This is a genomic window from Streptomyces sp. MNU76 (genome assembly GCF_020982545.1).
Lineage (GTDB): Bacteria > Actinomycetota > Actinomycetes > Streptomycetales > Streptomycetaceae > Streptomyces.
Genome location: NZ_JAJKLK010000019.1, coordinates 261,511 through 283,032 on the forward strand (window position 1 = coordinate 261,511; position 21,522 = coordinate 283,032).

Sequence of the window (21,522 nt, forward strand, 5' to 3'; positions counted from 1 at the left end):
CCCCGATAGGGTCGACGACCGTGGCGAACAAGAACATTCCCGACCCCGGTTTCCCCGACGACGACGGCTCCGCCGACCCGCGGCTGAGCGCCGCGCTCGCCGCCTGGGCCGACGACCGGACCGCCGTGGGGCCCGTCCTCGAAGCGCTCAAGGGCGCCCGGCTGCTCGTGCCGGTCGTGGCCGTGCTCGGCGAGGTCGAAACCGACGAGAACGGACTGCGCCGCGAGAAGACCAGCGACATGGCGGTGCCCACCCTCAAGGCCGGCGACCGCACCGCGCTGCCCGCCTTCACCTCCACCGACAGCCTCGCCCGCTGGGACCCCGTCGCCCGGCCCGTCGCCGTACCGCTGCACCGGGCCCTGCAGGCCGCCGCGCACGAGAAGGCCGACACGATCGTCCTCGACCTGGCCGGCCCGGTCCCCTACGAGCTGACCGGCCAGGCCCTGCTCGCGCTCGCCGAGGGACGCACCACCACCGACCCGCTCGCGGACCCCGCCGTCCTCGACGCCGTACGCGCCGCCGTCGCGGCCGAGCCGGCCGTGCTGCGCGCGCACCTCGGTCCCGGACAGGCCGACGGCACCCTGGCCCTCGTCCTCGACGCGACCGCGCCGCCGGCCGAGACCGCGCAGGCCGTCGCCGGGCGCATCGCCGCCGACGAGACACTGCGGGCCCGCCTGGTACGCGGCCTCGACCTGGCACTGCTGCCGACGGGGACGACCCCGCCGGGCGAGCCCCTGTACGTACGGGCGTAGCCCTCGGGGACGGCCGGGACCAGGGCGGCCCTAGGGGGGTTTCGAAAGTCCTGTGCGGTGCCCGCGGTGTCCGGTGCGTGCTCTCGGCGTGCCGGACGAAAGCCCTCGTACTGGACGTACTTGGGGTTTCGGCCGGTGCGGCGAGAGTGCGTGCCGGGCGCCGTGGGTGCTGTGCGGGACTTTCGAAACACCCCCTAGCCGTAGATCGGGCCCGTGTACTTCTCGCCCGGGCCCTGGCCCGGCTCGTCCGGGACGAGCGACGCCTCGCGGAACGCCAGCTGCAGCGACTTCAGACCGTCGCGCAGCGGGGCCGCGTGGAAGGAGCTGATCTCGGTCGCGGACGCGTCCAGCAGACCGGCGAGGGCGGTGACCAGCTTGCGGGCCTCGTCCAGGTCCTTGTACTTGTCGCCCTCCTCGGTCAGACCGAGCTTCACCGCGGCGGCGCTCATCAGGTTGACGGCGACCGTCACGATCACCTCGACCGCGGGGACCTCGGCGATGTCGCGGGTCATCGAGTCGAAGTCGGGGCTCTCAGGAGGGGTCTCACTCATGCCCCACACGATAGGCCCCGCCACGTACCTCCCGACCTGCGGGAGTCCGCCGCGGCCCGATTGGCACGGGAGGTTTGAACCCGGTATGGTTGTGTCAACGACCGGCTGGACACCTGTGTGTCCGGCCCGCAAGTGGAGGCTCCGCACTCCCACCTGACTGTCCTCCGGGACGGCAGGTCACCCGGTCAGGCGGCCCCCACCGTTCCGTACGGACGGTGGAGTCGTCCGATATTGCGCCCCGCGGCACACCCGCGGCGGTGCTCCGGCAGTTCATGGAGCCCCGCCTGTGTTCCGTCAGGGGCATTTTTCATGGCTCCCGGTGGTTGGTCCTGATGTCAACCAGACATGACGCGGCGGTCCGCCAGACCGTCGTGTGGTGCTACCGAGGAGGATCCATCAGCGCCGAGCCCCGCATCAACGACCGGATTCGCGTTCCCGAGGTGCGACTTGTCGGTCCCAGCGGCGAGCAGGTCGGGATTGTTCCGCTTGCCAAGGCCCTGGAGCTTGCGCAGGAGTACGACCTCGACCTCGTCGAGGTGGCCGCGAACGCCCGTCCGCCGGTCTGCAAGCTCATGGACTACGGGAAGTTCAAGTACGAGTCGGCCATGAAGGCCCGTGAGGCGCGCAAGAACCAGGCGCACACGGTCATCAAGGAGATGAAGCTCCGGCCGAAGATCGACCCGCACGACTATGACACCAAGAAGGGTCACGTCGTCCGGTTCCTCAAGCAGGGCGACAAGGTCAAGATCACGATCATGTTCCGTGGTCGCGAGCAGTCCCGGCCCGAGCTGGGCTACCGACTGCTGCAGCGTCTCGCGGAGGACGTCCAGGAGCTCGGGTTCGTCGAGTCGAACCCGAAGCAGGACGGCCGAAACATGATCATGGTCCTCGGTCCGCACAAGAAGAAGACCGAGGCGATGGCCGAGGCCCGTCAGGCTCAGGAAGCCCGGAAGGCGGAAGCGAAGGCCAACCCCGGCAAGTCGCAGAACGCCGCCGACGCCGAGCACGTCGAGGTCGAGGCGCCGGCCGAGGAGCCTGCCGAGGCGTAAGTCCCCGGGACGCGAGTCCGGGGGAAGCCCTGGACACCGGTCCAGGGTGCCAACCGAAAGAAATGACGTTCCGTCGTGCCCGGTTTAGCGACCGGGCACCGGAGCGCCACTGACGAGGAGAGAACGGCGCTATGCCGAAGAACAAGTCGCACAGCGGTGCCAGCAAGCGCTTCAAGATCACCGGCTCCGGCAAGGTGCTCCGTGAGCGCGCCGGCAAGCGCCACCTGCTCGAGCACAAGTCGTCCCGCGTGACGCGTCGCCTCACCGGCAACGCCGAGATGGCCCCGGGCGACGCCGCGAAGATCAAGAAGCTTCTCGGCAAGTGACGTCCGCGGCGCCCCCTGTGAGCGCCGTACGTCAGGACCGGGACCCCATCGATTTCGGGTCGTGTGACGACAACCACGGCCCCGCTACAAGGAGTTAAAAGTGGCACGCGTCAAGCGGGCAGTCAACGCCCACAAGAAGCGCCGGGCGATCCTCGAGCAGGCCTCCGGCTACCGCGGTCAGCGTTCGCGCCTGTACCGCAAGGCCAAGGAGCAGGTCACCCACTCGCTGGTCTACAACTACAACGACCGCAAGAAGCGCAAGGGCGACTTCCGTCAGCTGTGGATCCAGCGCATCAACGCTGCGGCCCGCCAGAACGGCATGACGTACAACCGCCTCATCCAGGGTCTGAAGGCCGCGAACATCGAGGTCGACCGCAAGATCCTCGCGGAGTTGGCCGTCAACGACGCCACCGCGTTCGCCGCGCTGGTCGAGGTCGCGCAGAAGGCGCTGCCGGCCGACGTCAACGCGCCCAAGGCAGCGTGACGCTGCGCTGGCTCTGAGCCGCGTGTGACCCGGGCCCGCAGGTGCAAGCTGCCTGTGGGCCCGGGTTCTTTGGTGCGTCGTCGGGTGCGGGTGAGTGGGGCTTCTCGCGCAGTTCCCCGCGCCCCTTGAGGGCCTCCGGCCCTTTCGGGCCGAAAAGCACGGGGCGCAGCCCCTGCTTTTTCAGGGGTGCGGGGAAGTGCGCGAGCAACCACGGACCACCCGTACCCGCCGACGCACCCGCACCCCCGAGCTCTCAGGCGCCCTCCCCACACCCCTCGATCCAAAAGGTGACCCATGCCCACCCCTGAGTTGATCTCCCCCCGCTCCGCCCGCGTCTCCGCGGCCCGGCGGCTCGGGAAGCGGAACTTCCGGGGGAAGGACCGCCTCTTCCTCGCCGAGGGACCGCAGGCCGTGCGCGAGGCCGCCGGGCACCGGCCGAACGGCACACCCACCCTGGTCGAGCTCTTCGTCACGGTCGACGCCGCGGAGCGGTACGCCGACATCGTCGGCGACGCCCGCACCGCCGGCGCCCGCGTCCACCTCGCCGACGAGACCGTCATCGCCGACATCTCCACGACCGTCACCCCGCAGGGCCTCGTCGGGATCTGCCGGTTCCTCGACACCCCCTTCGCGGAGATCCTCGACAGCCGCCCCAAGCTCGTCGCCGTGCTCGCCCACGTCCGCGACCCCGGCAACGCCGGCACCGTGCTGCGGTGCGCCGACGCCGCCGGAGCCGAGGCCGTCGTGCTCACCGACGCCTCCGTGGACCTCTACAACCCCAAGGCCGTGCGTGCCTCCGTCGGGTCGCTGTTCCATCTGCCGGTCGCCGTCGGTGTACCCGTGGACGAGGCCGTCGCGGGGCTCAAGGCCATCGGCGTACGCGTCCTCGCCGCCGACGGCGCGGGACAGGACGACCTCGACGACGAACTCGACAAGGGCACGATGGGCGGGCCCACGGCCTGGGTGTTCGGCAACGAGGCCTGGGGGCTGCCCGAGGAGACCCGGGCGCTGGCCGACGCCGTCGTCCGGGTACCGATCCACGGAAAGGCGGAAAGCCTGAACCTGGCGACCGCCGCCGCCGTATGTCTCTACGCGTCCGCCCGTGCACAGCGCGCCTTCGGAGGGTGCCGCACCGTCACGCCCAGCTAGTAGGGTGACGGGCTCGGGGGCCCACTGCACAACGCGAGAGGTGGGGTACGGGGATGAGGGTCGGCACCAGCGGCACACCGGTGGCACGGGACGTGCGCGCCACATCCGGGGCCCGGCAGGGCGATCTCGCCGAACTGGGCATCGACCCCGACGACCTCCCCGACGGACTGGTCGTGGCCGACGAGAACGGCCGCGTGATCTGCTTCAACGCCGCAGCCGTCCGGATCACCGCCACCCCCGCCGCCGAGGCCCTCGGCCGCCCCTCGATTGGGCCCTCCCCTTAGAAGACCTCGAAGGCCGCCGCTGGTGGCAGCTGACCGACCCGTACGGGGGCCTCGCCATCCGCGTCGGACAGCCCGAGCGGAACCTGCTGCTGCCCGGGGCGCGCGAGATCCTCGTATCGGCCCGCTACATCCGCGGCGAACCCACCGGCCCGGTCCGCCGGGTCGTCGTCTCGCTGCGCGACACCGAGGCCCGGCGCCGCACCGAACGCAGCCACGCCGAACTCATCGCCACCGTGGCCCACGAACTGCGCTCACCCCTGACCTCGGTCAAGGGGTTCACCGCGACGCTGCTCGCCAAGTGGGAGCGGTTCACGGACGATCAGAAGAAGCTGATGCTGGAGACCGTCGACGCCGACGCCAACCGGGTCACCCGGCTCATCGCCGAGCTGCTCGACATCTCGCGCATCGACTCGGGTCGGCTCGAGGTGCGACGGCAGCCCGTCGACATGGGCGCGGCCGTCGGACGGCACATCCAGGCCTATGTCGCCGCCGGACAGCCCGCCGACCGGTTCCTGCTGCGGATCGAGCAGCCGCTGCCTGATCTCTGGGCCGACCCGGACAAGATCGACCAGGTGCTGAGCAACCTGCTGGAAAATGCGGTGCGGCACGGCGAGGGAACCGTCACGATTGACGTCACGGCCACGGCGTCCCCCCGGGAGGGCGAGGACACCGCCACGTCGGTCACGGTGAGCGACGAGGGCAGTGGCATTCCGGAGGAGTCCATGAACCGCGTCTTCACCCGCTTCTGGCGGGGCAGCAAGCGCGGGGGCACCGGTCTCGGGCTGTACATCGTCAAGGGCATCGTCGAAGCCCACGGCGGCACCATCACCGTCGGACGCGCGCCCGGTGGCGGCGCCGAGTTCCGATTTACGTTGCCCGTGGCGGCGCCGGCCTTTGAGTTCGATCTGCCGCGCAGCGCCAAATAGGGTGGTGGCGGGCGACGGGAGGGACTGAGCACCACGGGCGCGTTCGTACACCGCCACCCCGTTAGACTCGGCCTTTGGCACCTTTGTGTCCCAAAAACCGTGACGATCTGTCCACGAGTCGGTACGGGGACCATCCGCCAGCCAATCGGAAGCACGGGAAGAGATGTCGGCACCGAATAAGTCGTACGACCCTGTAGAGGTCGAGGCCTTGAAACCGGAAGAGATCGAGCGCATGCGGGACGAGGCGCTCGCCGCCTTCGCCGCCGCGGACTCCCTCGACGCGCTCCAGGAGGCCAAGGTCGCCCACACCGGGGGCACCTCCCCGCTGGCCCTCGCCAACCGCGAGATCGGCGCGCTGCCCCCCCAGGCCAAGGCCGCCGCGGGCAAGCTCGTCGGCCAGGCGCGGGGCGCGGTGAACAAGGGCCTCGCCGCCCGCCAGAGCGAGCTGGAGGCCGAGCGTGACGCCCGGGTGCTGGTCGAGGAGGCAGTGGACGTCACGCTGCCGTACGACCGCGTCCCCGCCGGCGCCCGCCACCCGCTCACCACGCTGTCGGAGCGCATCGAGGACATCTTCGTGGCCATGGGCTACGAGGTCGCCGAGGGCCCGCAGGTCGAGGCCGAGTGGTTCAACTTCGACGCGCTCAACATCGGCCCGGACCACCCGGCCCGGGGCGAGGCGGACACCTTCTTCGTACAGGGCCCCGAGGGCGGTACCGAGTCCGGTGTCGTGCTGCGCACCCACACCTCGCCCGTGCAGATCCGCTCCCTGCTCGACCGTGAGCTGCCGGTGTACGTGATCTGTCCCGGCCGCGTGTACCGCACCGACGAGCTGGACGCCACGCACACCCCGGTCTTCCACCAGGTCGAGCTGCTCGCCGTCGACGAGGGCCTGACCATGGCCGACCTCAAGGGCACCCTCGACCACATGGTCCAGTCGCTGTTCGGCGAGGGCATGAAGACCCGGCTCAGGCCGAACTTCTTCCCGTTCACCGAGCCGTCCGCCGAGATGGACATGCTCTGCTACGTCTGCAAGGGCACCTCCGTCGGCAACCCCGACCGCCCCTGCCGCACCTGCTCCAGCGAGGGCTGGATCGAGCTGGGCGGCTGCGGCATGGTCAACCCCCGGGTCCTCACCGCCTGCGGCGTCGACCCCGAGAAGTACAGCGGATTCGCCTTCGGGTTCGGCATCGAGCGGATGCTGATGTTCCGCCACAACGTCGAAGACATGCGAGACATGGTCGAGGGTGACGTCCGGTTCACCCGGCCGTTCGGGATGGAGATCTGATGCGGGTCCCGCTTTCCTGGCTGCGGGAGTACGTCGACCTGCCGGCCACCGAGACCGGTCGTGACGTCCAGGCCAAGCTCATCTCGGCCGGCCTGGAGGTGGAGACCGTCGTGCAGCTCGGCGACGGCCTCAAGGGCCCCCTCGTCGTCGGTCAGGTGCTGACCATCGAGGAGCTGACGGAGTTCAAGAAGCCCATCCGCTTCTGCACCGTCGACGTCGGCACCGCCAACGGCACCGGCGAGCCCCAGGAGATCGTCTGCGGCGCCCGTAACTTCGCCGTCGGCGACAAGGTCGTCGTGGTCCTCCCGGGCGCCGAACTGCCCGGCGGCTTCGCCATCTCCGCCCGCAAGACCTACGGCCGCAACTCCCACGGCATGATCTGCTCCAGCGACGAGCTCGGCATGGGCGACGACGGCACCAAGGGCATCATCGTGCTGCCGCCGGAGACCGAGGTCGGCAAGGACGCGATCGAGCTCCTGGAGCTGGTCGACGAGGTCCTCGACATTGCCGTCACGCCCGACCGCGGCTACTGCCTGTCGATCCGCGGCGTCGCCCGCGAGACCGCCATCGCCTACGGTCTGCCGCTGCGCGACCCGGCCCTCCTCGACGTCCCCGGGCCGAACGCGTTCGGGCACCCCGTCCAGGTCTCCGACCCGCTCGGCTGCGACCGCTTCACCGCCCGCACCGTCACCGGGCTCGACCCGGAGGCGCGCTCCCCGATCTGGCTCAAACGCCGGCTGCAGAAGGTCGGCATGCGCCCGATCTCCCTCGCCGTCGACATCACCAACTACGTGATGATGGAGCTGGGCCAGCCGCTGCACGCCTACGACCGGGCTCTCGTCCAGGGCACCATCGGCGTCCGCCGGGCCGAGGAGGGCGAGAAGATCGTCACCCTCGACGGCACCACCCGCACCCTGCACGCCGAGGACCTGGTGATCACCGACGAGCGCGGCCCCATCGGCCTCGCCGGGGTCATGGGCGGCGCCGACACCGAGATCGCCGATCACGACGATGTGGAGAACGCCTCCGTCGACGTCGTCATCGAGGCCGCCCACTTCGACCAGGTCGCCATCGCGCGCACGGCCCGCCGGCACAAGCTGTCGTCGGAGGCGTCCCGCCGCTTCGAGCGCGGTGTCGACCCGCTGGCCGCGGCCGCCGCCGCCCAGCGCACCATCGACCTGCTCGTGCTCCTCGCGGGCGGCACCGCCGACGCGGGCGTCACCGAGGTGATCGCCCCGTCCGCGCCCCGCACGATCACGATCCCGGCGGACCACCCGGACCGGGTCGCGGGCGTGGAGTACGGCCGCGAGACCGTCGTACGCCGCCTCCAGGAGGTCGGCTGTGACGTCTACGGCCAGGACGAGCTGATCGTCACCGTGCCGTCGTGGCGGCCCGACCTCACCGACCCGAACGACCTCGCCGAAGAGGTCATCCGGCTGGAGGGCTACGAGAACCTGCCCTCCACGCTGCCCAAGCCCCCCGCGGGGCGCGGTCTCACCCAGCGGCAGCGACTGCACCGCCGGGTCGGGCGGGCGCTGGCCGGTGCCGGATACGTCGAGGCGCCGAACTACCCCTTCATCGGCGAGCAGGTCTTCGACCAGCTCGGTCTGGAGGCGGACGACCCGGCCCGCCGCGTCGTCAGGCTCACCAACCCGCTGAGCGACGAGGAGCCCGCGCTGCGCACCTCGCTGCTGCCGGGTCTGCTGGGCGCGCTGCGGCGCAACGACGGCCGGGGCACGCACGACCTCGCCCTGTTCGAGACCGGCCTGGTCTTCCTCCCCCGCGAGGAGCAGCGGGTCGCCGTCGCGCTGCCGGTCGACCGCCGGCCCACCGACGAGGAGATCGCGACGCTGAACGCCGCGCTGCCCGAGCAGCCGCGCCACGTCGCCGTCGTCGTCGCCGGGGCCCGTGAGCAGGCCGGCTGGTGGGGCAAGGGCCGTCCGGCCGACTGGGCCGACACCGTCGAGGCGGGCCGCGCGGTCGCCCGCGAGGCCGGTGCCGAACTGGTCGTCCGCAAGGGCCAGTACGGTCCCTGGCACCCCGGCCGCTGCGCCGAGTTCGTGGTCGTCGCCGACGGCACCGAGCGGGTCGTCGGCCACGCCGGTGAGCTGCACCCGCGCGTCCTGAAGGCCCTCGGGCTGCCGGCCCGGACCGCCGCGATGGAGATCGACCTGGACGCCCTGGAGCAGGTGGGGGACAGCACCCCGCAGGCGCCGAGCATCTCCACGTTCCCGGTCGCCACGCAGGACGTCGCGCTCGTCGTCGACGCGTTCGTACCGCACGCCGACGTGGAGGCCGCGCTGCGTGAGGGCGCGGGTGAACTCCTGGAGGGCATCCGGCTGTTCGACGTGTACGAGAACGCCGAGCAGCTGGGTGACGGGCGGAAGTCGCTGGCGTACGCGATGCGCTTCCGGGCCGCGGATCGCACGCTGACCGTGGACGAGGCGTCGGCGGCCCGGGACGCGGCGGTCGCCCTCGCGGGCGAGCGTACGGGGGCCGTGCTGCGTAGCTGAGGTGCCTGAGGGGTGGGGGACTGCGGTGGTACGGCGGCTGCGGGTCGTTCGTGGCTCGTCGCGCAGTTCCCCGCGCCCCTGATGGGGGCGCGAGCCCCCGCACCCCCATCAGACCCCCTAGCGGTCACCTCACTCATTCGGGTGACAATCTCGGGTGATCTACCCGAACAGGGCATGTGGTCGACAGAATCGGACCGGCCTCTCTGGGCCGTACACGCTGTCCGGGCCTGATGGGGGGCCAACGGCATGATTCGCAACAGGGCTGGGGTTCCTCGTCGGGCGTGGTCCCGGGGGCGCCGCCTGTCCAGTCGGCTCGGGGCCGGGATCGTCGGTGGTGCCGTGGTCCTCGCGGCCGGCACCGGGATGATGCTGCACGTCAGGCGGAAGTTGCTGCGGGAAGTGCGGCAGGCGCGCGCGGTCGCGGGCGTCGTCCGGAGCGTGCTGCTCCGGCCGCTGCCCGCGCGGATCGACGGGCTCGCCACCGCCGCCGCCCAGCTCTCCGCCGACCGGGGCGCGACCGTCGGCGGCGATCTGTACGAGGTGATCGCCACCGAGCACGGGGTACGGGTCGTGATGGGCGACGTACGCGGCCACGGCCTCGCCGCCGTCGGGACCGTCGCCGCCGTCCTCGGCTGCTTCCGCGAGGCCGTCCACGACGAGGCCGAACTCGCCGGCGTCCTCGCCCGCCTCGACCGTGCCCTCGCCCGCCATCTCCGGGACGGCGCCCGCACCGAGGCCATGGAGGAATTCGTCACCGTCCTCCTGCTGGAGATCACCCCCGACGGCGATCTCCACGCCCTCAACTGCGGCCATCCCTGGCCCTACCTGCTCAGCGTCGGCCGCGCGTCGCCCGTCACCCGGGCCGACCCCCTGCCCCCGCTCGGCCTCTTCCCGCTGCCCGCCGAGCTCCCGGTCACGCCCTGCGGCCAACTCCTCCCGGGCGAGGCCCTGTTCCTGCACACGGACGGAGTGGAGGACGCGAGGGACGGCCAGGGCCATTTCTTTCCCTTGACGGCCACGCTGAGGGAAGCCGTACGGGACCGCCCCATCTCGCCTCAGTCGGTGCTCCGAGCGACCTTCACCTCACTACTCCGCCACACAGCGGGAAGGCCCAAGGACGACATCGCGATACTGGTACTTCGCAACGAACGCGTACGCACGGCGGTTTTCAGGGGCGCGAGGAACTGCGCGATCAGCCACGACGCACCCGCACCCGACAACCCACCGGTCGCCCCCACCCCGTAGTCGCCCGGTGTTGCCAGCGCAGCGCCCCGGCAGGGCCACCGCACTGTACGAGGGGGAGCCGGCGGCCCGGCCGGCCTCTTGGCGAGGGATCCCAGTCAACCTGTCCGAAACTCTCTGCGACAGCGCGCACACAGTGCGGATTCGGGCGTTCCCTTCACACCCCGTGTGAAGAGGGAGGCGCTACGCTGCGATTCGCCGGCACCGAGCCACCGGAGGGCCTCCATGCAGCCCAACACCCTGCTCGACGCGATCCTCGACGAGGCCGGTATCTCCCACGCCGGTCTCGCCGCCCACGTCAATCAGGCGGGGCGGGCCCGGGGGCTGGCGCTGAGATACGAACACACCGCCGTGGCACGGTGGTTGAAGGGGCAGCGGCCGCGAGGGCAGGTGCCCGACCTGATCTGTGAGGTGCTCGCCGGGCGGCTGCGCAGGACCGTCACCCTCGACGACATCGGGCTCGGCGTGCCGGGCGAGGCCGCCGCCCCGCACGGCGCCGGGCTCTCCGGTTTCGTGGAGCGCGCCACCGCCCTGTGGCGCTCCGACGAACAGCAGCGGCCCCATGTCCTGGGCGCCCCCGCCGTCACCGGGACCCCCGCCGTGATGCCCGTCTGGGAGTGGGAGAACCCGCCGGAGGACGTCGACGTCTCCCGTGGGGGACGGCATCACGTCAGCGTGGCCGACATCGAGATGCTGCGCGCCGCCCGGACGCACTACGAGCAGCTGTACCGCAAGGCCGGGGGTGTCGCCACCCGCACCCGGATCGTCGGGTTCCTCAACGCCGAGGCCGCGCCGCTGCTGCGGGGCAGCTACACCGACGCCACCGGCCGCCAACTGCACCGGGCCACCGGGGGGTTGGTCGCGATCGCCGGGATCTGCGCGTACGACTCCGACGCCCACGGTCTGGCCCAGCGCTACTTCCACCAGGCGCTGCGGCTGGCCAAGGCCAGCGGGGACCGGGGGCTGGGGGCGTACGTGATCGCGCTCCTGGTCAACCAGTCGCTGTTCATGCGGGAGTACCGGCAGGCCGTCGCCTTCGCCGAGGCGGCGCTGCGCACGGCCGGCACGGACATCACCCCGGCGCTCGCCTCCGATCTGTACGCGATGCAGGCGAAGGCGTACGCGCACCTCGGCGACGGCACGAGCGCGCTGTCCTGCATCCGGCGGGCGGAGCAGGCCGCCGAGCGCATCCGGCGCGGGTGCGAACCCGATGAGACCGGCTATGTCCAACCCGGCCTGGTGAACGTACAGGTGGCGGAGGCACTGCTCAGCCTCGGTGACCTGACGGCCGCGGCGGAGCACGCCGCGGCGGCCGTCGACTCCCCGGCGCACGACCGGGGGCGGGTGCACCGGCTCGCGATGTTCAGCCAGATCGAACTGCGGCAGGGCAACGCGGACAAGGCGGTGGCCACGGCCGTCGAAATGGCCGAGCGGGCACGCGGAATGGAGTCCATGCGCCTGCGTGACAGACTGCGGGCGGTCCGCGAGCACCTCGTGCGCAGCGGCTGCGCGGGAACCTCCGAGGCCGCCGAACTCATCGACGGGGCACTGCGCGTACCGCTCTGACGCCGTCCCGGGGCGCGGCGTGCACCGGTTGTGCGCCTGCTGTCACCAAGCTCCTGCTGCGATATTGCCACTTACTCGGCGGAAGGTGGCAGAACCGTGCAGTGGACGAAACAGAGCGAACAAACTGTGTACTCGAATCGCTGGTTCAGCGTCAATCTCGCGGATGTGGCGTTGCCCGACGGGCGGCACCTCGATCACTTCCTGATACGGCTGCGGCCCGTCGCCGTGGCCACCGTGGTCAACGAGTCGAACGAGGTGCTGCTCCTGTGGCGGCACCGCTTCATCACCGACAGCTGGGGCTGGGAGCTCGCGGCGGGCGTCGTCGAGGACGGCGAAGCCATCGCCGAGGCGGCGGCCCGTGAACTGGAGGAGGAGACCGGATGGCGGCCGGGACCCCTGCACCACCTGATGAGCGTCGAGCCCTCCAACGGGCTCGCCGACGCCCGGCACCACATCTACTGGGCCGACGAGGGCGCGTACGTCGGTCACCCCGTGGACGACTTCGAGTCGGACCGCCGGGAATGGGTCCCCCTCAAGCTCGTCCCCGACATGGTCGCCCGCGGCGAGGTCCCGGCCGCCAACATGGCGGCCGCTCTGCTCCTGCTGCACCACCTACGGCTCGGGCAGGACGCCCAGTCCTGAATCCCCCGTCGCGTCCCGCCCGAGGGGTCCTCAACGGCCCAGCGCCTGCCAGATGGACACCACCAGGGCGCCCAGGGCCGTGAGGGCCGCCACCGCGGGCAGCGGCCAGCGGGCGTGCTCCAGGCTGACGACCCGCGCGCTCAGATCGTCCAGTTCCTTGGCGGTCTGCTCGGCGCGGTGGCTCAGCAGGGTGTGCCCGCCTTCGACGCGCGCGTGCGCCACGTCCAGACGGCGGCGTAACTCTGCGAGTTCGCCATGGAGCACGGGATGCTCGGGGTCGATGGCCACGAGTCCGCTCCTTTCTGTAGTCGTCGTCATCCCTTGCATGCGCACGTGAAGTCAACTCGCCTGGTGGGCGAGTGGGGAGAGTGTGCGAGCGGCATATGCGTGTCCGCCGCGCACACGGTGTGTGAATACGACGGGCCCGGCACCTTCTCCGGTGCCGGGCCCGTGCGCGAAAGGGAACTGACCGAGCGTAGTCGGACGGTCGGGGGATCAGGCGTAGGCGTAGAAGCCCGACCCCGACTTCCGGCCCAGCCGGCCCGCGTCCACCATGCGCTGGAGCAGCGGGGGAGCGGCGTACAGCGGCTCCTTGTACTCCTCGTACATGGAATTGGCGATGGAGACGATGGTGTCCAGGCCGATCAGGTCGGAGAGCTTCAGCGGCCCCATCGGGTGGGCGCAGCCCAGCTCCATGCCGTTGTCGATGTCCTCGCGGCCCGCGATGCCCGACTCGAACATCCGGATCGCGGAGAGCAGATACGGCACCAGCAGCGCGTTGACGACGAAGCCCGAGCGGTCCTGGGCCCGCACGGCGTGCTTGCCGAGCACCTTCTCGGCGAACAGCTGCGCCCGGCTGAGCGTGCCCTCGGAGGTGGTCAGCGCCGGGATCAGCTCGACGAGCTTCTGCACCGGGGCCGGGTTGAAGAAGTGGATGCCGATGACGTGGTCGGGCCGCGAGGTGGCGACCGCGAGCTTCACCAGCGGGATGGAGGAGGTGTTGGAGGCGAGGATCGCGTCCGGGCGGGTCACCACCTGGTCGAGCACCTGGAAGATCTCCGTCTTCACCTGCTCGTTCTCCACGACCGCCTCGATGACGAGGTCACGGTCGGCGAACTCGCCGAGATCGGTGGTGAAGCTCAGGCGTGCCTGGGTCCCGTCCCGCTCCGCCTCGGTGATCTTGCCGCGCTCGGCGGCCTTGGACAGGGAGTTGAACAGCCGGGTACGGCCGATCTCCAGGGCTTCGCCGGTGGTCTCGGCGACCTTGACGTCCAGTCCGGCGCGGGCGCACACCTCGGCGATGCCCGCTCCCATCTGGCCGCAGCCCACGACTCCGACGCGTGCAATGTCTCCCGCCGGGATGTCCGTCACATCGTCCCTTTCACTGTATTTCGTGCCTGGCAGATACCCGTGGTGGGGGCCTGCGCCAAACCTGCACGTTACCCGCGACGCCTACTGATCAGTATTCCGGGTGTCACATGGAAGGCTTGGTCCGAGAACGGTCCGCGACGGGGCGGACACGCGGGACGCGGTACGCGGAGGTACGAGGATGCATCGCAAGCCACGGATGTCACGGCGGGCCTTCTGGGCGACCGCGGCGGCGACCCTCGTGGCGGCGGCGGGGTGGCGGCGGGCACCGCCATCGCCGGCGGAGAACCGAGCCCGCGCCGCAGGGCGGGCGAGGGCGAGCTGCGCGGTATGTGGCTGGCCTCGGTCCTCAACCGGGACTGGCCCTCGAAGGCCGGTCTGACCGCCGCCGAACAGCGCGCCGAACTCCTCGCGCACCTCGACATGGCCGTGGACCGCCGCCTCAACGCGGTGATCTTCCAGGTCCGCCCCAGCGCCGACGCCCTCTGGCCCTCACCGCACGAGCCCTGGTCGCAGTACCTCACCGGAACCCAGGGCAAGGACCCCGGGTGGGACCCGCTGGGCACGGCCGTCGAGGAGGCGCACGCCCGGGGGCTCGAACTGCACGCCTGGTTCAACCCGTACCGGGTCGCGGTCCACACCGACCCGAGCCGGCTGGTCGCCTCGCACCCGGCCCGGCAGCACCCCGACTGGGTCGTCCCCTACGGCGGCAAGCTCTACTACAACCCCGGCATCCCCGCCGTCCGCGCCTTCGTGGAGAAGGCCATGCTCGACGCCGTCCGCAAGTACGCCGTCGACGCCGTGCACTTCGACGACTACTTCTACCCGTACCCGGTGGCCGGTCAGGTCTTCGACGACGACGAGGCCTACGACCGGTACGGCGCGAGCTTCCCCAACCGGGCGGCCTGGCGGCGCGACAACATCGACCTCCTGGTGCGGGAGACGGCGGCCCAGATCAAGACGATCCGACCCGGCACCCAGTTCGGGATCAGCCCGTTCGGCGTGTGGCGCAACGCCGAGACCGACGCGTCGGGCTCGGACACCCGGGCGGGCGTGCAGACCTACGACGACCTGCACGCGGACACCCGGAAGTGGGTCCGGGAGAACTGGATCGACTACATCGTCCCGCAGCTGTACTGGAACATCGGCTTCGCCGCCGCCGACTACGCCAAGCTGCTGCCCTGGTGGGCGGAGACCGCCCGGGGCAGCGGGACGCGGCTGTACATCGGGGAGGCCCTCTACAAGGCGGGCGACCCGGCACAGCCCGCCGCCTGGCAGGACCCGGCCGAGCTGTCCCGACACCTCACCCTGGCGAAGCAGCACCCAGAGGTGCGGGGGCATGTGTTCTTCGCGGCCAAGGAGGTCAAGGAGGACAAGATCGGGGCCATGGCCCGGGTGGTCGTCGACCACTATCAGCGGTCGACGCGGACGCCCCGCTGATTGCGGGGCAGGTCCCCTGCAGGGCTTGCGCGGAGATCTTGAGCGGGTATCCCGAGTTGGTGCAGGCCCGGGTGCCGCCGAGCGTTCCGTCGGCAGAGTCCCGACGCCTTGGCTGGAGGGGGCACGGTCTCAGTGAATCGCACGGATACGACCCATGCCGCCATCGCGCGGCGTCCTCGCCACCCCCGCAGGCGACCGAAGCGGAACCGGACGGCCCTGGCGGCCACAGGCGGTGGTGACCGGCGACGTTCCGGACGGCGCGGCCGAGGCCAGGCGAAGTCCCGAGCACCGTTCCGGGGAGCTGACGGCAGGCGTGCCGACCGGTGATGGCAGCCCCGCGGTGCGAGCCGGAGGGCCGGACGAGGCGCGACCGCCGTGCCCGGGCAGACTATGTGCGACGGCCCGGGGGCGGGGCTCGGCCGCCGACCGCTCCGGCGTCGGTGCGCCGACCACGCGACGTGTCCACCACGACGGGGGTATCGTCCGGGAACCGGCCCTCGAGCGGTCGAGCACAAGCTCCGCCGGCGGGAGGTCTCCGGGGCCGCGGACGTGGACGTACATCCTTCGGGAAGTCGCGTCGACGCTCGTGCCGGACGCGTCCGGCACGTCGGCAAGCCACTGCTGTGCCGCGTCCTCGGTCCGGCCGGTCCGCGTGTTGAACAGGAGCGCGACTACGGTGTCGGCCGTCAGCGGAACCAACTCGGCGGTGAACAGAAGGATCATGGCCGCGGTCCGGGGAGTACGGACACGGCTGCCAAGCCACGCCCCACCACCCCTGCTGATGTCGCCATGACCGGCTGTTTCCTCTCGCCGGCGACCATACGGGCCGCAGCATGCCCGCACAGGACCGCCCGCCCGGCCGCCACATCCGCAGGACGCTGTGGGCGACGGCCTGCCGCGGACAAGACGTCCTAAGCCTGGTCGTCCAGGCGGCTGGTGTGGGCGAGGGCGCTGGGGGTGCGGCAGCCAACGATCGCCGGGGCCTCCTGGACGAGCGTGTCGTCGGTCAGCGCCTCCACCATGAACAGCGCGAAGTCCACCCGGCGCGTCAGGTCGCCGGCCAGTACCGGGTCCCCCACGTGCCGGCTCCATACGGGCAGCCCCTGGCTCTCGCCCTCCTCCAGGGTGCTGCCGCGTACCACGGTCCACCGGGTGTCGCTGGCGAACACCCGGCGGCATGCCTCCACCTGGTCCTCGATCTCGACGGCGCGGACGAGCTTGCCCAGCACGGCGGCGATCCGGACGCCCAGGGTGAACATCCGCGAGTACGTGTCCTTGCCGTCGCGGGTGATGTGCCAGCCGCAGGAGAAGATCAGACGTGCGTCCGGCCGTGCGTGGTCGAGGACCGCCCGAGCCGTGCCCGACGCGTACTGCTGCACGCCCCAGGGCACCAGCACCGTCAGTACGCCGTCACATCCGGCGACCGCCTGCCGGATCACTTCCGGGTCGTTCGTGGGCCCGGCGACCACGGTCATCCGGCCTTCGAACTCGGCGAGCTTCGGCACGCTGCGCTCCCGGCAGACACCGACCACCTCGTAGCCGCGCTCCAGCGCGTGCCGCACCATGTACTGCCCGAGCCTTCCTGAAGCTCCGACGATGCAGACCTTTTTCACGTGACTCGTGCCCATGGTGCAGCCCCTTCGCCGACATGCGTACCTTATGTTGTAAGGTACGATAACCTTATGCCGTAAGGCGGTCAAGAGGAGTTGAATGCGAGGGGAAGTCCGGATGCCTGAAGGAGGCAGGGGCGGCCGGCGCGGAGCATCGGCGCGCACCCCGCTCAGTCGCGAGCGCGTGATTGGCGCGGCAGTGGCGGTGGCAGACGAGAAGGGGGTGGCCTCGCTCACCATGCGGGCCATTGCCGACCCGCTGGGCGTCGAGGCGATGTCGCTCTATCACCATGTGAAGGGAAGGGAGGACATCCTCGACGGGATGGTGGACGCGGTGTTCGGTGAGATCGACCTGCCGCCGCGCGACACGGACTGGAAGAGCGCCATGCGCCACCGCGCGGTCTCCGCCCGTGCCGTGCTCCGGCGCCATCCGTGGGCCGTCGCCCTGATGGACTCCCGCCCCCAGCCCGGCCCGGCAACCCTGGGCCACCACGACGCCGTCATCGGCGCGTTGCGCGCTGGCGGGTTCTCCGTCCCGATGGCCGCGCACGCCTTCTCGCTGATCGACAGCTACCTGTACGGCTTCGTGATCCAGGAGCTGAGCCTGCCGTTCGGCAGCTCGGCGGAGCTGGATGAGGTCGCGGGTGCCATCCTGCGTGATATGCCCGCCGACGCCTACCCCCACCTCACCGAGCTCGCCACTGAGCACGCCCTCAAGCCCGGTTACAACTACGCCGACGAGTTCACCTTCGGCCTTACCCTCATTCTCGACGCCCTGCACCCGGACGAAGCCCCGAGGGCCTAGCGTCTCGTGATTCCCTCAGCGTTACTTGATCTTGTGCGGAAGGGGCGCTTGGTATGGAGCTCTCCGTGGAACAGGTCGCCGAGTTGCGGGAGTTGGTGAACAGCAGGGGACGTGCCTGCGGATGTCGCCACGGGGGAGGATCGTGCTGTGGTCGGGTGAGGGGCGTCGACGCAAGGGCGTTGCCGAGTTGCTCGGGGTGTCGCTGTCCACCGCGGACCGCTGGAAGACCCGTAACGCCGAGCAGGGGCCTGGCGGGGCTGGCGGGGAGCGTACCGGTGGTGCACGGGGGCAGGTGCCGGCACGGTACGGTCCGCGTGATCGCGCTGACGCGTTCGAATCCCGCCGCCACCTCACCCACGTCCTGCGCGGCCGACCCCCAGGGCCGGCCTGGACGAACAGACCGTGCGAGCGGTCGTCGACGACAACACCCGCCCCGTCGGCGGGGGCCGGATGACGACCGCCGACCCGCGCCGCGCCCTGTACCCGCGCGACACCGAGAACCAGGCCGTGCGCGCCTCTCTCGTTCGGAACATAGGGCACTGAAGGAGTGAGCCTCCGGGAGCGATGCTCCAGGAGGCTCACTGGGCCGGACGTCTGTCTATGTGGTGCGCGAGTCCACCGTCCTGTCCGTGGACACGTTCGGAGAAGCCCCGTTCCCGTTCTCCAGGCCCTCCTCGAACGCCGTGACGGCCTGGTCGATAAGTCGTTCCTCCTGCCTCTTTCGCCGGGCGGCCTGATAGGCGTGGTGTTCCCGGCGGAAGGACTTGGCCGTGGCCAGGCACATCCCGATCATCACAAACGTGAAGGGCAGTGCCGTGATGATCGCCACCGTCTGCAGCGTGGACAGCGACGAGGTTCCCGTACCGCTGGCGATCAGCAGCGCGATGGCCACGGCACCCTCGGCAGCGCACCAGAACACGCGGCTCCAGGTCGGCGGGTCGGGGTGGCCGCCGGAGGCCAGTACGTCGACCACGTAGCTGCCGGAGTCGGAGGAGGTGACGAAGAACAGCACGATCAGCAGGATCGTCGCGCCGGCGACGAAGGCGCCGCCCGGCAGGCCGTCGAGCAGTTGGAAGAGCGCGCTGTCCGTACCGACCGCGCCGTCCTTGCCCACGAGTCCGCCCTCGCCGACCGTCTCGCGGTGGAGCGCCGAGCCGCCGAGGATCGCGAACCAGAGGAAGGTCAGCAGGGTCGGTACCAGCAGCACGCCCGTGACGAACTCACGAACGGTCCGGCCGCGGGAGATACGGGCGATGAAGATGCCGACGAACGGAGCCCAGGAGATCCACCAGCCCCAGTAGAAGACCGTCCAGCCGCTGACCCATGCGGTGCCGTCGGCGCCCTGGGAGGCGCCGGTGTCGAAGCTCAGCGCGAGGAGGTTCTGCAGATACCCGCCGACGTCCTCGACGAAGCCGTTGAGGATGAACAGCGTCGGGCCCGCGACGAGGACGAATACCATCAGCGCGGCGGCCAGGCCCATGTTGATGTTCGACAGCCACTTGATGCCCTTGCCGACGCCAGTGACCACGGAGGCGGTGGCGAGCGCGGTGATGAGGACGATGAGAACGACACGAAGTGGCGTGCCGGGCTCGTCCACCCAGCCCTGGAAGTCGAGGCCCGCGGAGATCTGCAGGACGCCGAAGCCGAGCGAGGTGGCCACGCCGAAGACGGTGCCGATGATGGCGATGGTGTCGATGGCGTCGCCCCAGGCGCCCTTGATCTTGTCGCCGAAGATCGGTTCCAGAGTCCAGCGGATCGAGATGGGACGTCCCCTGCGGTGTACGGCGTAGGCGACGGCGAGGCCGACCACGACGTAGATGGCCCAGGGGTGGATTCCCCAGTGCAGGAACGTCTGGACCATGGCCATCTCACTCCGCTCGGCCACGGCGTCACCGACGCCCGGCCTCGGGGAGACGAAGTGGTTCAGCGGCTCGGCGACTCCCCAGAAGACGAGCCCGATACCCATACCAGCGGCGAACAGCATCGCCAGCCAGGAGGCCATGCTGAACTCGGGGCGTTCGCCGTCCTTGCCGAGCCTGATGTCTCCGAAGCGGCCGATGCCGACCCAGAGGGCAAAGATCACAAAGAGCGAGACGAGGGCTGTGTAGTACCAACCGACACCACTGATGATCTCCGTCTGTACCTTGCTGATGACGTCCTGCGCAGACTCCTGGAATACTGTTGTATAGAGCACGAAGGCCACGATGATGATCGCGGATGGCCAGAAGACGCGCGGTGCGATCGATGCTGCGGGTGAACGGATCCCCGATTTCTCTTGATCCGAGGAATCGGCTGGCGATTTCGTCGCCTGGGGAGCAGCCATGCTCTTGTTTCCTTCTGTCGTCGGGCTCTGGCACGGTCGACAAGACTGCTGTGTACTGCGGGACACGGGTGGCAGCCTGTTGCACAATGGGAAATTGTTCGCTGTTGGCGCAACAGCGAACACGCCTCGCGTCTTGTCGTCAAGTTCCTTCGGCCAGTCGCTGGGCTCTCGACCAGCATCGGAATCGAGCTGTGACCCATGAGGCGAGTGGTGACCTGTTGGTCGGCGGCCCCGTTCCTGCGTCGGTGAAACCGGTCGGGCCGTGGCGGCGAGAGTCCGGTGCGGCGCTCGGGGGCCGCTCCCGCGTCCTGGCCGGCCGCGGCGAGAGCCGGTCGGTATGGAGGCACTGTCCTACCTCCACGTGGAACCGGGCTTGCTCGCCGCGCTATCTGCAGAGCCGCAAGAGCGCCGCTCCATCGCCGAACACCTCAGTACGACCCTTCTCGCCCATATGTCGCTTCCGGGGGGACATGGCCTTGAATCGCGTCGAGGGATATCCGGGACCAGGGGGCGAGCCCCAGGTGAGGGGCTCTGGGCTTCTCGGACCACGGTGCTGAGGGTGCCCCATCAGGGAGACCACGCTTCTGTGTACCCTGACGTGACGGTCGATCCGCCCGCGGACGGCCCGGCCCTCGGCGCCGGGGGCCGGCCCGGCCCCCGGCGTCACGGTCGCGCACTTCGCCTGCCACGGCATGACCGACGGCGCCGCCCCGTCTCGCAACCGGCTCCTCCTTCGCGACCACGACCACGAGGCATGTGGACACATCCTCTTCTCGGCCAAGGAGGTCGGCCTCGACAAGATCGGCGCGATGGCATGGGTGGTTCCGCCGACCACTACCAGCGGCCGGCGGAACCACCGCGCTGACGCAGCCCGGGGGGAGGGCTCGTGGTACTGGGCCCGGGGGCGCCGGGAAGGACGGTTACCTGCGGTCCTCGGGGTGGCGGACGACCGTGTCCGGGCCGGGGGACATCAGCGCCTCGTGCCCGTCGTCGTCGAACCTGACCCGGTAGGGCGGATTGCCGTCCTGACCGAGCACCTCCAGGACCTCCGCGGTCCGGTCGTGGTGCCCGACGGTCCTGCCGTGCACCAGCAGGGTGTCGCCTACAACTGCTCGCATCGGGGGCCTCCTCGTTCTGCACGGGAGTGGCGGTCCGTGACCGCAGTCTATTGCGGGCGGCGCCGGATGGACCTGTGTGCGTACGGCTC

General features: G+C 70.5%; 20 protein-coding genes and 1 pseudogene. 15 read left to right on the top strand and 6 right to left on the bottom strand.

The genetic code is table 11. The features are described from left to right. Nucleotides 1-20: 20 nt before the first annotated feature. Complete coding sequence (locus E4N62_RS27615) at nucleotides 21-752, top strand: SseB family protein (RefSeq protein WP_230219042.1); 732 nt, start codon at nucleotides 21-23, stop codon at nucleotides 750-752. 194 nt (nucleotides 753-946) lie between these two features. Here E4N62_RS27615 and E4N62_RS27620 read toward each other — a convergent pair whose 3' ends face one another. Next, nucleotides 947-1,303 carry a DUF1844 domain-containing protein gene (locus tag E4N62_RS27620; protein WP_184896195.1) on the bottom strand — a complete coding sequence of 119 codons (357 nt, stop codon included), beginning with the start codon at nucleotides 1,301-1,303 and terminating at the stop codon, nucleotides 947-949. Between the two features lie 332 nt (nucleotides 1,304-1,635). Between E4N62_RS27620 and infC the strand changes: the two genes are divergently transcribed. The 10 genes and pseudogenes from infC (at nucleotide 1,636) to E4N62_RS27670 (ending at nucleotide 12,769) form a co-directional block, all read left to right on the top strand. Beyond that, on the top strand, nucleotides 1,636-2,352 hold the full coding sequence (infC, locus tag E4N62_RS27625) for a translation initiation factor IF-3 (RefSeq protein WP_221522910.1): 717 nt from the start codon (nucleotides 1,636-1,638) through the stop codon (nucleotides 2,350-2,352). A gap of 131 nt (nucleotides 2,353-2,483) precedes the next feature. Further along, the gene (rpmI, locus tag E4N62_RS27630) at nucleotides 2,484-2,678 is read left to right on the top strand and encodes a 50S ribosomal protein L35 (protein WP_003977225.1); all 195 of its coding nucleotides are present in this window, start codon (nucleotides 2,484-2,486) and stop codon (nucleotides 2,676-2,678) included. A 100-nt stretch (nucleotides 2,679-2,778) separates the two neighbouring features. Then, the gene (rplT, locus tag E4N62_RS27635; RefSeq protein ID WP_184896197.1) at nucleotides 2,779-3,162 is read left to right on the top strand and encodes a 50S ribosomal protein L20; all 384 of its coding nucleotides are present in this window, start codon (nucleotides 2,779-2,781) and stop codon (nucleotides 3,160-3,162) included. Between the two features lie 294 nt (nucleotides 3,163-3,456). Further along, nucleotides 3,457-4,311 (top strand): RNA methyltransferase, encoded by an 855-nt coding sequence (locus tag E4N62_RS27640; RefSeq protein WP_230219043.1) that lies wholly within the window; start codon nucleotides 3,457-3,459, stop codon nucleotides 4,309-4,311. A 53-nt stretch (nucleotides 4,312-4,364) separates the two neighbouring features. Further along, nucleotides 4,365-5,521: pseudogene (locus tag E4N62_RS27645) on the top strand (ATP-binding protein). Nucleotides 5,522-5,684: 163 nt separating this feature from the next. Then, entirely contained in the window at nucleotides 5,685-6,806 is a 1,122-nt protein-coding gene (gene pheS / locus E4N62_RS27650) for a phenylalanine--tRNA ligase subunit alpha (protein ID WP_033531711.1), read from the top strand. Continuing rightward, the gene (gene pheT, locus E4N62_RS27655; protein WP_230219045.1) at nucleotides 6,806-9,319 is read left to right on the top strand and encodes a phenylalanine--tRNA ligase subunit beta; all 2,514 of its coding nucleotides are present in this window, start codon (nucleotides 6,806-6,808) and stop codon (nucleotides 9,317-9,319) included. The genes pheS and pheT overlap by 1 nt, the downstream gene beginning before the upstream one ends. A 246-nt stretch (nucleotides 9,320-9,565) precedes the next feature. Further along, the gene (locus E4N62_RS27660; protein ID WP_308185713.1) at nucleotides 9,566-10,564 is read left to right on the top strand and encodes a PP2C family protein-serine/threonine phosphatase; all 999 of its coding nucleotides are present in this window, start codon (nucleotides 9,566-9,568) and stop codon (nucleotides 10,562-10,564) included. Nucleotides 10,565-10,786: 222 nt separating this feature from the next. Further along, nucleotides 10,787-12,127: a transcriptional regulator gene (locus E4N62_RS27665; RefSeq protein ID WP_230219047.1), complete on the top strand. Its 1,341-nt coding sequence runs from the start codon at nucleotides 10,787-10,789 to the stop codon at nucleotides 12,125-12,127. A gap of 96 nt (nucleotides 12,128-12,223) precedes the next feature. Then, the gene (locus E4N62_RS27670) at nucleotides 12,224-12,769 is read left to right on the top strand and encodes an NUDIX domain-containing protein (protein WP_230219049.1); all 546 of its coding nucleotides are present in this window, start codon (nucleotides 12,224-12,226) and stop codon (nucleotides 12,767-12,769) included. A gap of 30 nt (nucleotides 12,770-12,799) precedes the next feature. On the opposite strand, the gene E4N62_RS27675 is transcribed toward E4N62_RS27670, so the two are convergent. Further along, nucleotides 12,800-13,057 (bottom strand): hypothetical protein, encoded by a 258-nt coding sequence (locus tag E4N62_RS27675; protein ID WP_184896212.1) that lies wholly within the window; start codon nucleotides 13,055-13,057, stop codon nucleotides 12,800-12,802. Between the two features lie 207 nt (nucleotides 13,058-13,264). After that, complete coding sequence (locus tag E4N62_RS27680; RefSeq protein WP_184896214.1) at nucleotides 13,265-14,140, bottom strand: 3-hydroxybutyryl-CoA dehydrogenase; 876 nt, start codon at nucleotides 14,138-14,140, stop codon at nucleotides 13,265-13,267. Nucleotides 14,141-14,410: 270 nt separating this feature from the next. Between E4N62_RS27680 and E4N62_RS27685 the strand changes: the two genes are divergently transcribed. Then, complete coding sequence (locus E4N62_RS27685; RefSeq protein WP_374117108.1) at nucleotides 14,411-15,577, top strand: glycoside hydrolase family 10 protein; 1,167 nt, start codon at nucleotides 14,411-14,413, stop codon at nucleotides 15,575-15,577. A 911-nt stretch (nucleotides 15,578-16,488) separates the two neighbouring features. On the opposite strand, the gene E4N62_RS27690 is transcribed toward E4N62_RS27685, so the two are convergent. After that, nucleotides 16,489-17,205, bottom strand: a complete 717-nt coding sequence (locus E4N62_RS27690; RefSeq protein ID WP_230219053.1) for an NAD(P)-dependent oxidoreductase — start codon at nucleotides 17,203-17,205, stop codon at nucleotides 16,489-16,491. A 100-nt stretch (nucleotides 17,206-17,305) separates the two neighbouring features. On the opposite strand from E4N62_RS27690, the gene E4N62_RS27695 reads away from it, so the two are divergent. The 3 genes from E4N62_RS27695 to E4N62_RS27700 all read left to right on the top strand — a co-directional run bounded on the left by E4N62_RS27695 (nucleotide 17,306) and on the right by E4N62_RS27700 (nucleotide 18,535). Then, complete coding sequence (locus E4N62_RS27695) at nucleotides 17,306-17,992, top strand: TetR/AcrR family transcriptional regulator (protein WP_230219055.1); 687 nt, start codon at nucleotides 17,306-17,308, stop codon at nucleotides 17,990-17,992. Between the two features lie 121 nt (nucleotides 17,993-18,113). Then, nucleotides 18,114-18,446 (top strand): helix-turn-helix domain-containing protein, encoded by a 333-nt coding sequence (locus tag E4N62_RS49710; protein WP_374117076.1) that lies wholly within the window; start codon nucleotides 18,114-18,116, stop codon nucleotides 18,444-18,446. After that, nucleotides 18,395-18,535, top strand: a complete 141-nt coding sequence (locus E4N62_RS27700) for a hypothetical protein (protein WP_230219057.1) — start codon at nucleotides 18,395-18,397, stop codon at nucleotides 18,533-18,535. Before E4N62_RS49710 ends, E4N62_RS27700 begins: the two co-directional genes overlap by 52 nt. A gap of 55 nt (nucleotides 18,536-18,590) precedes the next feature. On the opposite strand, the gene E4N62_RS27705 is transcribed toward E4N62_RS27700, so the two are convergent. Both E4N62_RS27705 and E4N62_RS27710 read right to left on the bottom strand, forming a co-directional pair. Further along, nucleotides 18,591-20,315, bottom strand: coding sequence for a BCCT family transporter (locus tag E4N62_RS27705; protein WP_268269891.1), 1,725 nt, complete (start codon nucleotides 20,313-20,315; stop codon nucleotides 18,591-18,593). A gap of 920 nt (nucleotides 20,316-21,235) precedes the next feature. Further along, nucleotides 21,236-21,433, bottom strand: coding sequence for a DUF1918 domain-containing protein (locus E4N62_RS27710; protein ID WP_230219061.1), 198 nt, complete (start codon nucleotides 21,431-21,433; stop codon nucleotides 21,236-21,238). Nucleotides 21,434-21,522: the final 89 nt, after the last annotated feature.

Bases quoted from the DNA above. Each gene is read 5' to 3' on its own strand.
- pheT (WP_230219045.1), top strand. From the start codon at position 6,806: ATGCGGGTCCCGCTTTCCTGGCTGCGGGAGTACGTCGACCTGCCGGCC.
- E4N62_RS49710 (WP_374117076.1), top strand. From the start codon at position 18,114: ATGTCGCCACGGGGGAGGATCGTGCTGTGGTCGGGTGAGGGGCGTCGA.
- E4N62_RS27695 (WP_230219055.1), top strand. From the start codon at position 17,306: ATGCCTGAAGGAGGCAGGGGCGGCCGGCGCGGAGCATCGGCGCGCACC.
- E4N62_RS27690 (WP_230219053.1), bottom strand. From the start codon at position 17,205: ATGGGCACGAGTCACGTGAAAAAGGTCTGCATCGTCGGAGCTTCAGGA.
- E4N62_RS27620 (WP_184896195.1), bottom strand. From the start codon at position 1,303: ATGAGTGAGACCCCTCCTGAGAGCCCCGACTTCGACTCGATGACCCGC.
- E4N62_RS27660 (WP_308185713.1), top strand. From the start codon at position 9,566: ATGATTCGCAACAGGGCTGGGGTTCCTCGTCGGGCGTGGTCCCGGGGG.
- pheS (WP_033531711.1), top strand. From the start codon at position 5,685: ATGTCGGCACCGAATAAGTCGTACGACCCTGTAGAGGTCGAGGCCTTG.
- rpmI (WP_003977225.1), top strand. From the start codon at position 2,484: ATGCCGAAGAACAAGTCGCACAGCGGTGCCAGCAAGCGCTTCAAGATC.
- infC (WP_221522910.1), top strand. From the start codon at position 1,636: ATGTCAACCAGACATGACGCGGCGGTCCGCCAGACCGTCGTGTGGTGC.
- E4N62_RS27640 (WP_230219043.1), top strand. From the start codon at position 3,457: ATGCCCACCCCTGAGTTGATCTCCCCCCGCTCCGCCCGCGTCTCCGCG.
- E4N62_RS27705 (WP_268269891.1), bottom strand. From the start codon at position 20,315: ATGGCTGCTCCCCAGGCGACGAAATCGCCAGCCGATTCCTCGGATCAA.
- E4N62_RS27665 (WP_230219047.1), top strand. From the start codon at position 10,787: ATGCAGCCCAACACCCTGCTCGACGCGATCCTCGACGAGGCCGGTATC.
- E4N62_RS27710 (WP_230219061.1), bottom strand. From the start codon at position 21,433: ATGCGAGCAGTTGTAGGCGACACCCTGCTGGTGCACGGCAGGACCGTC.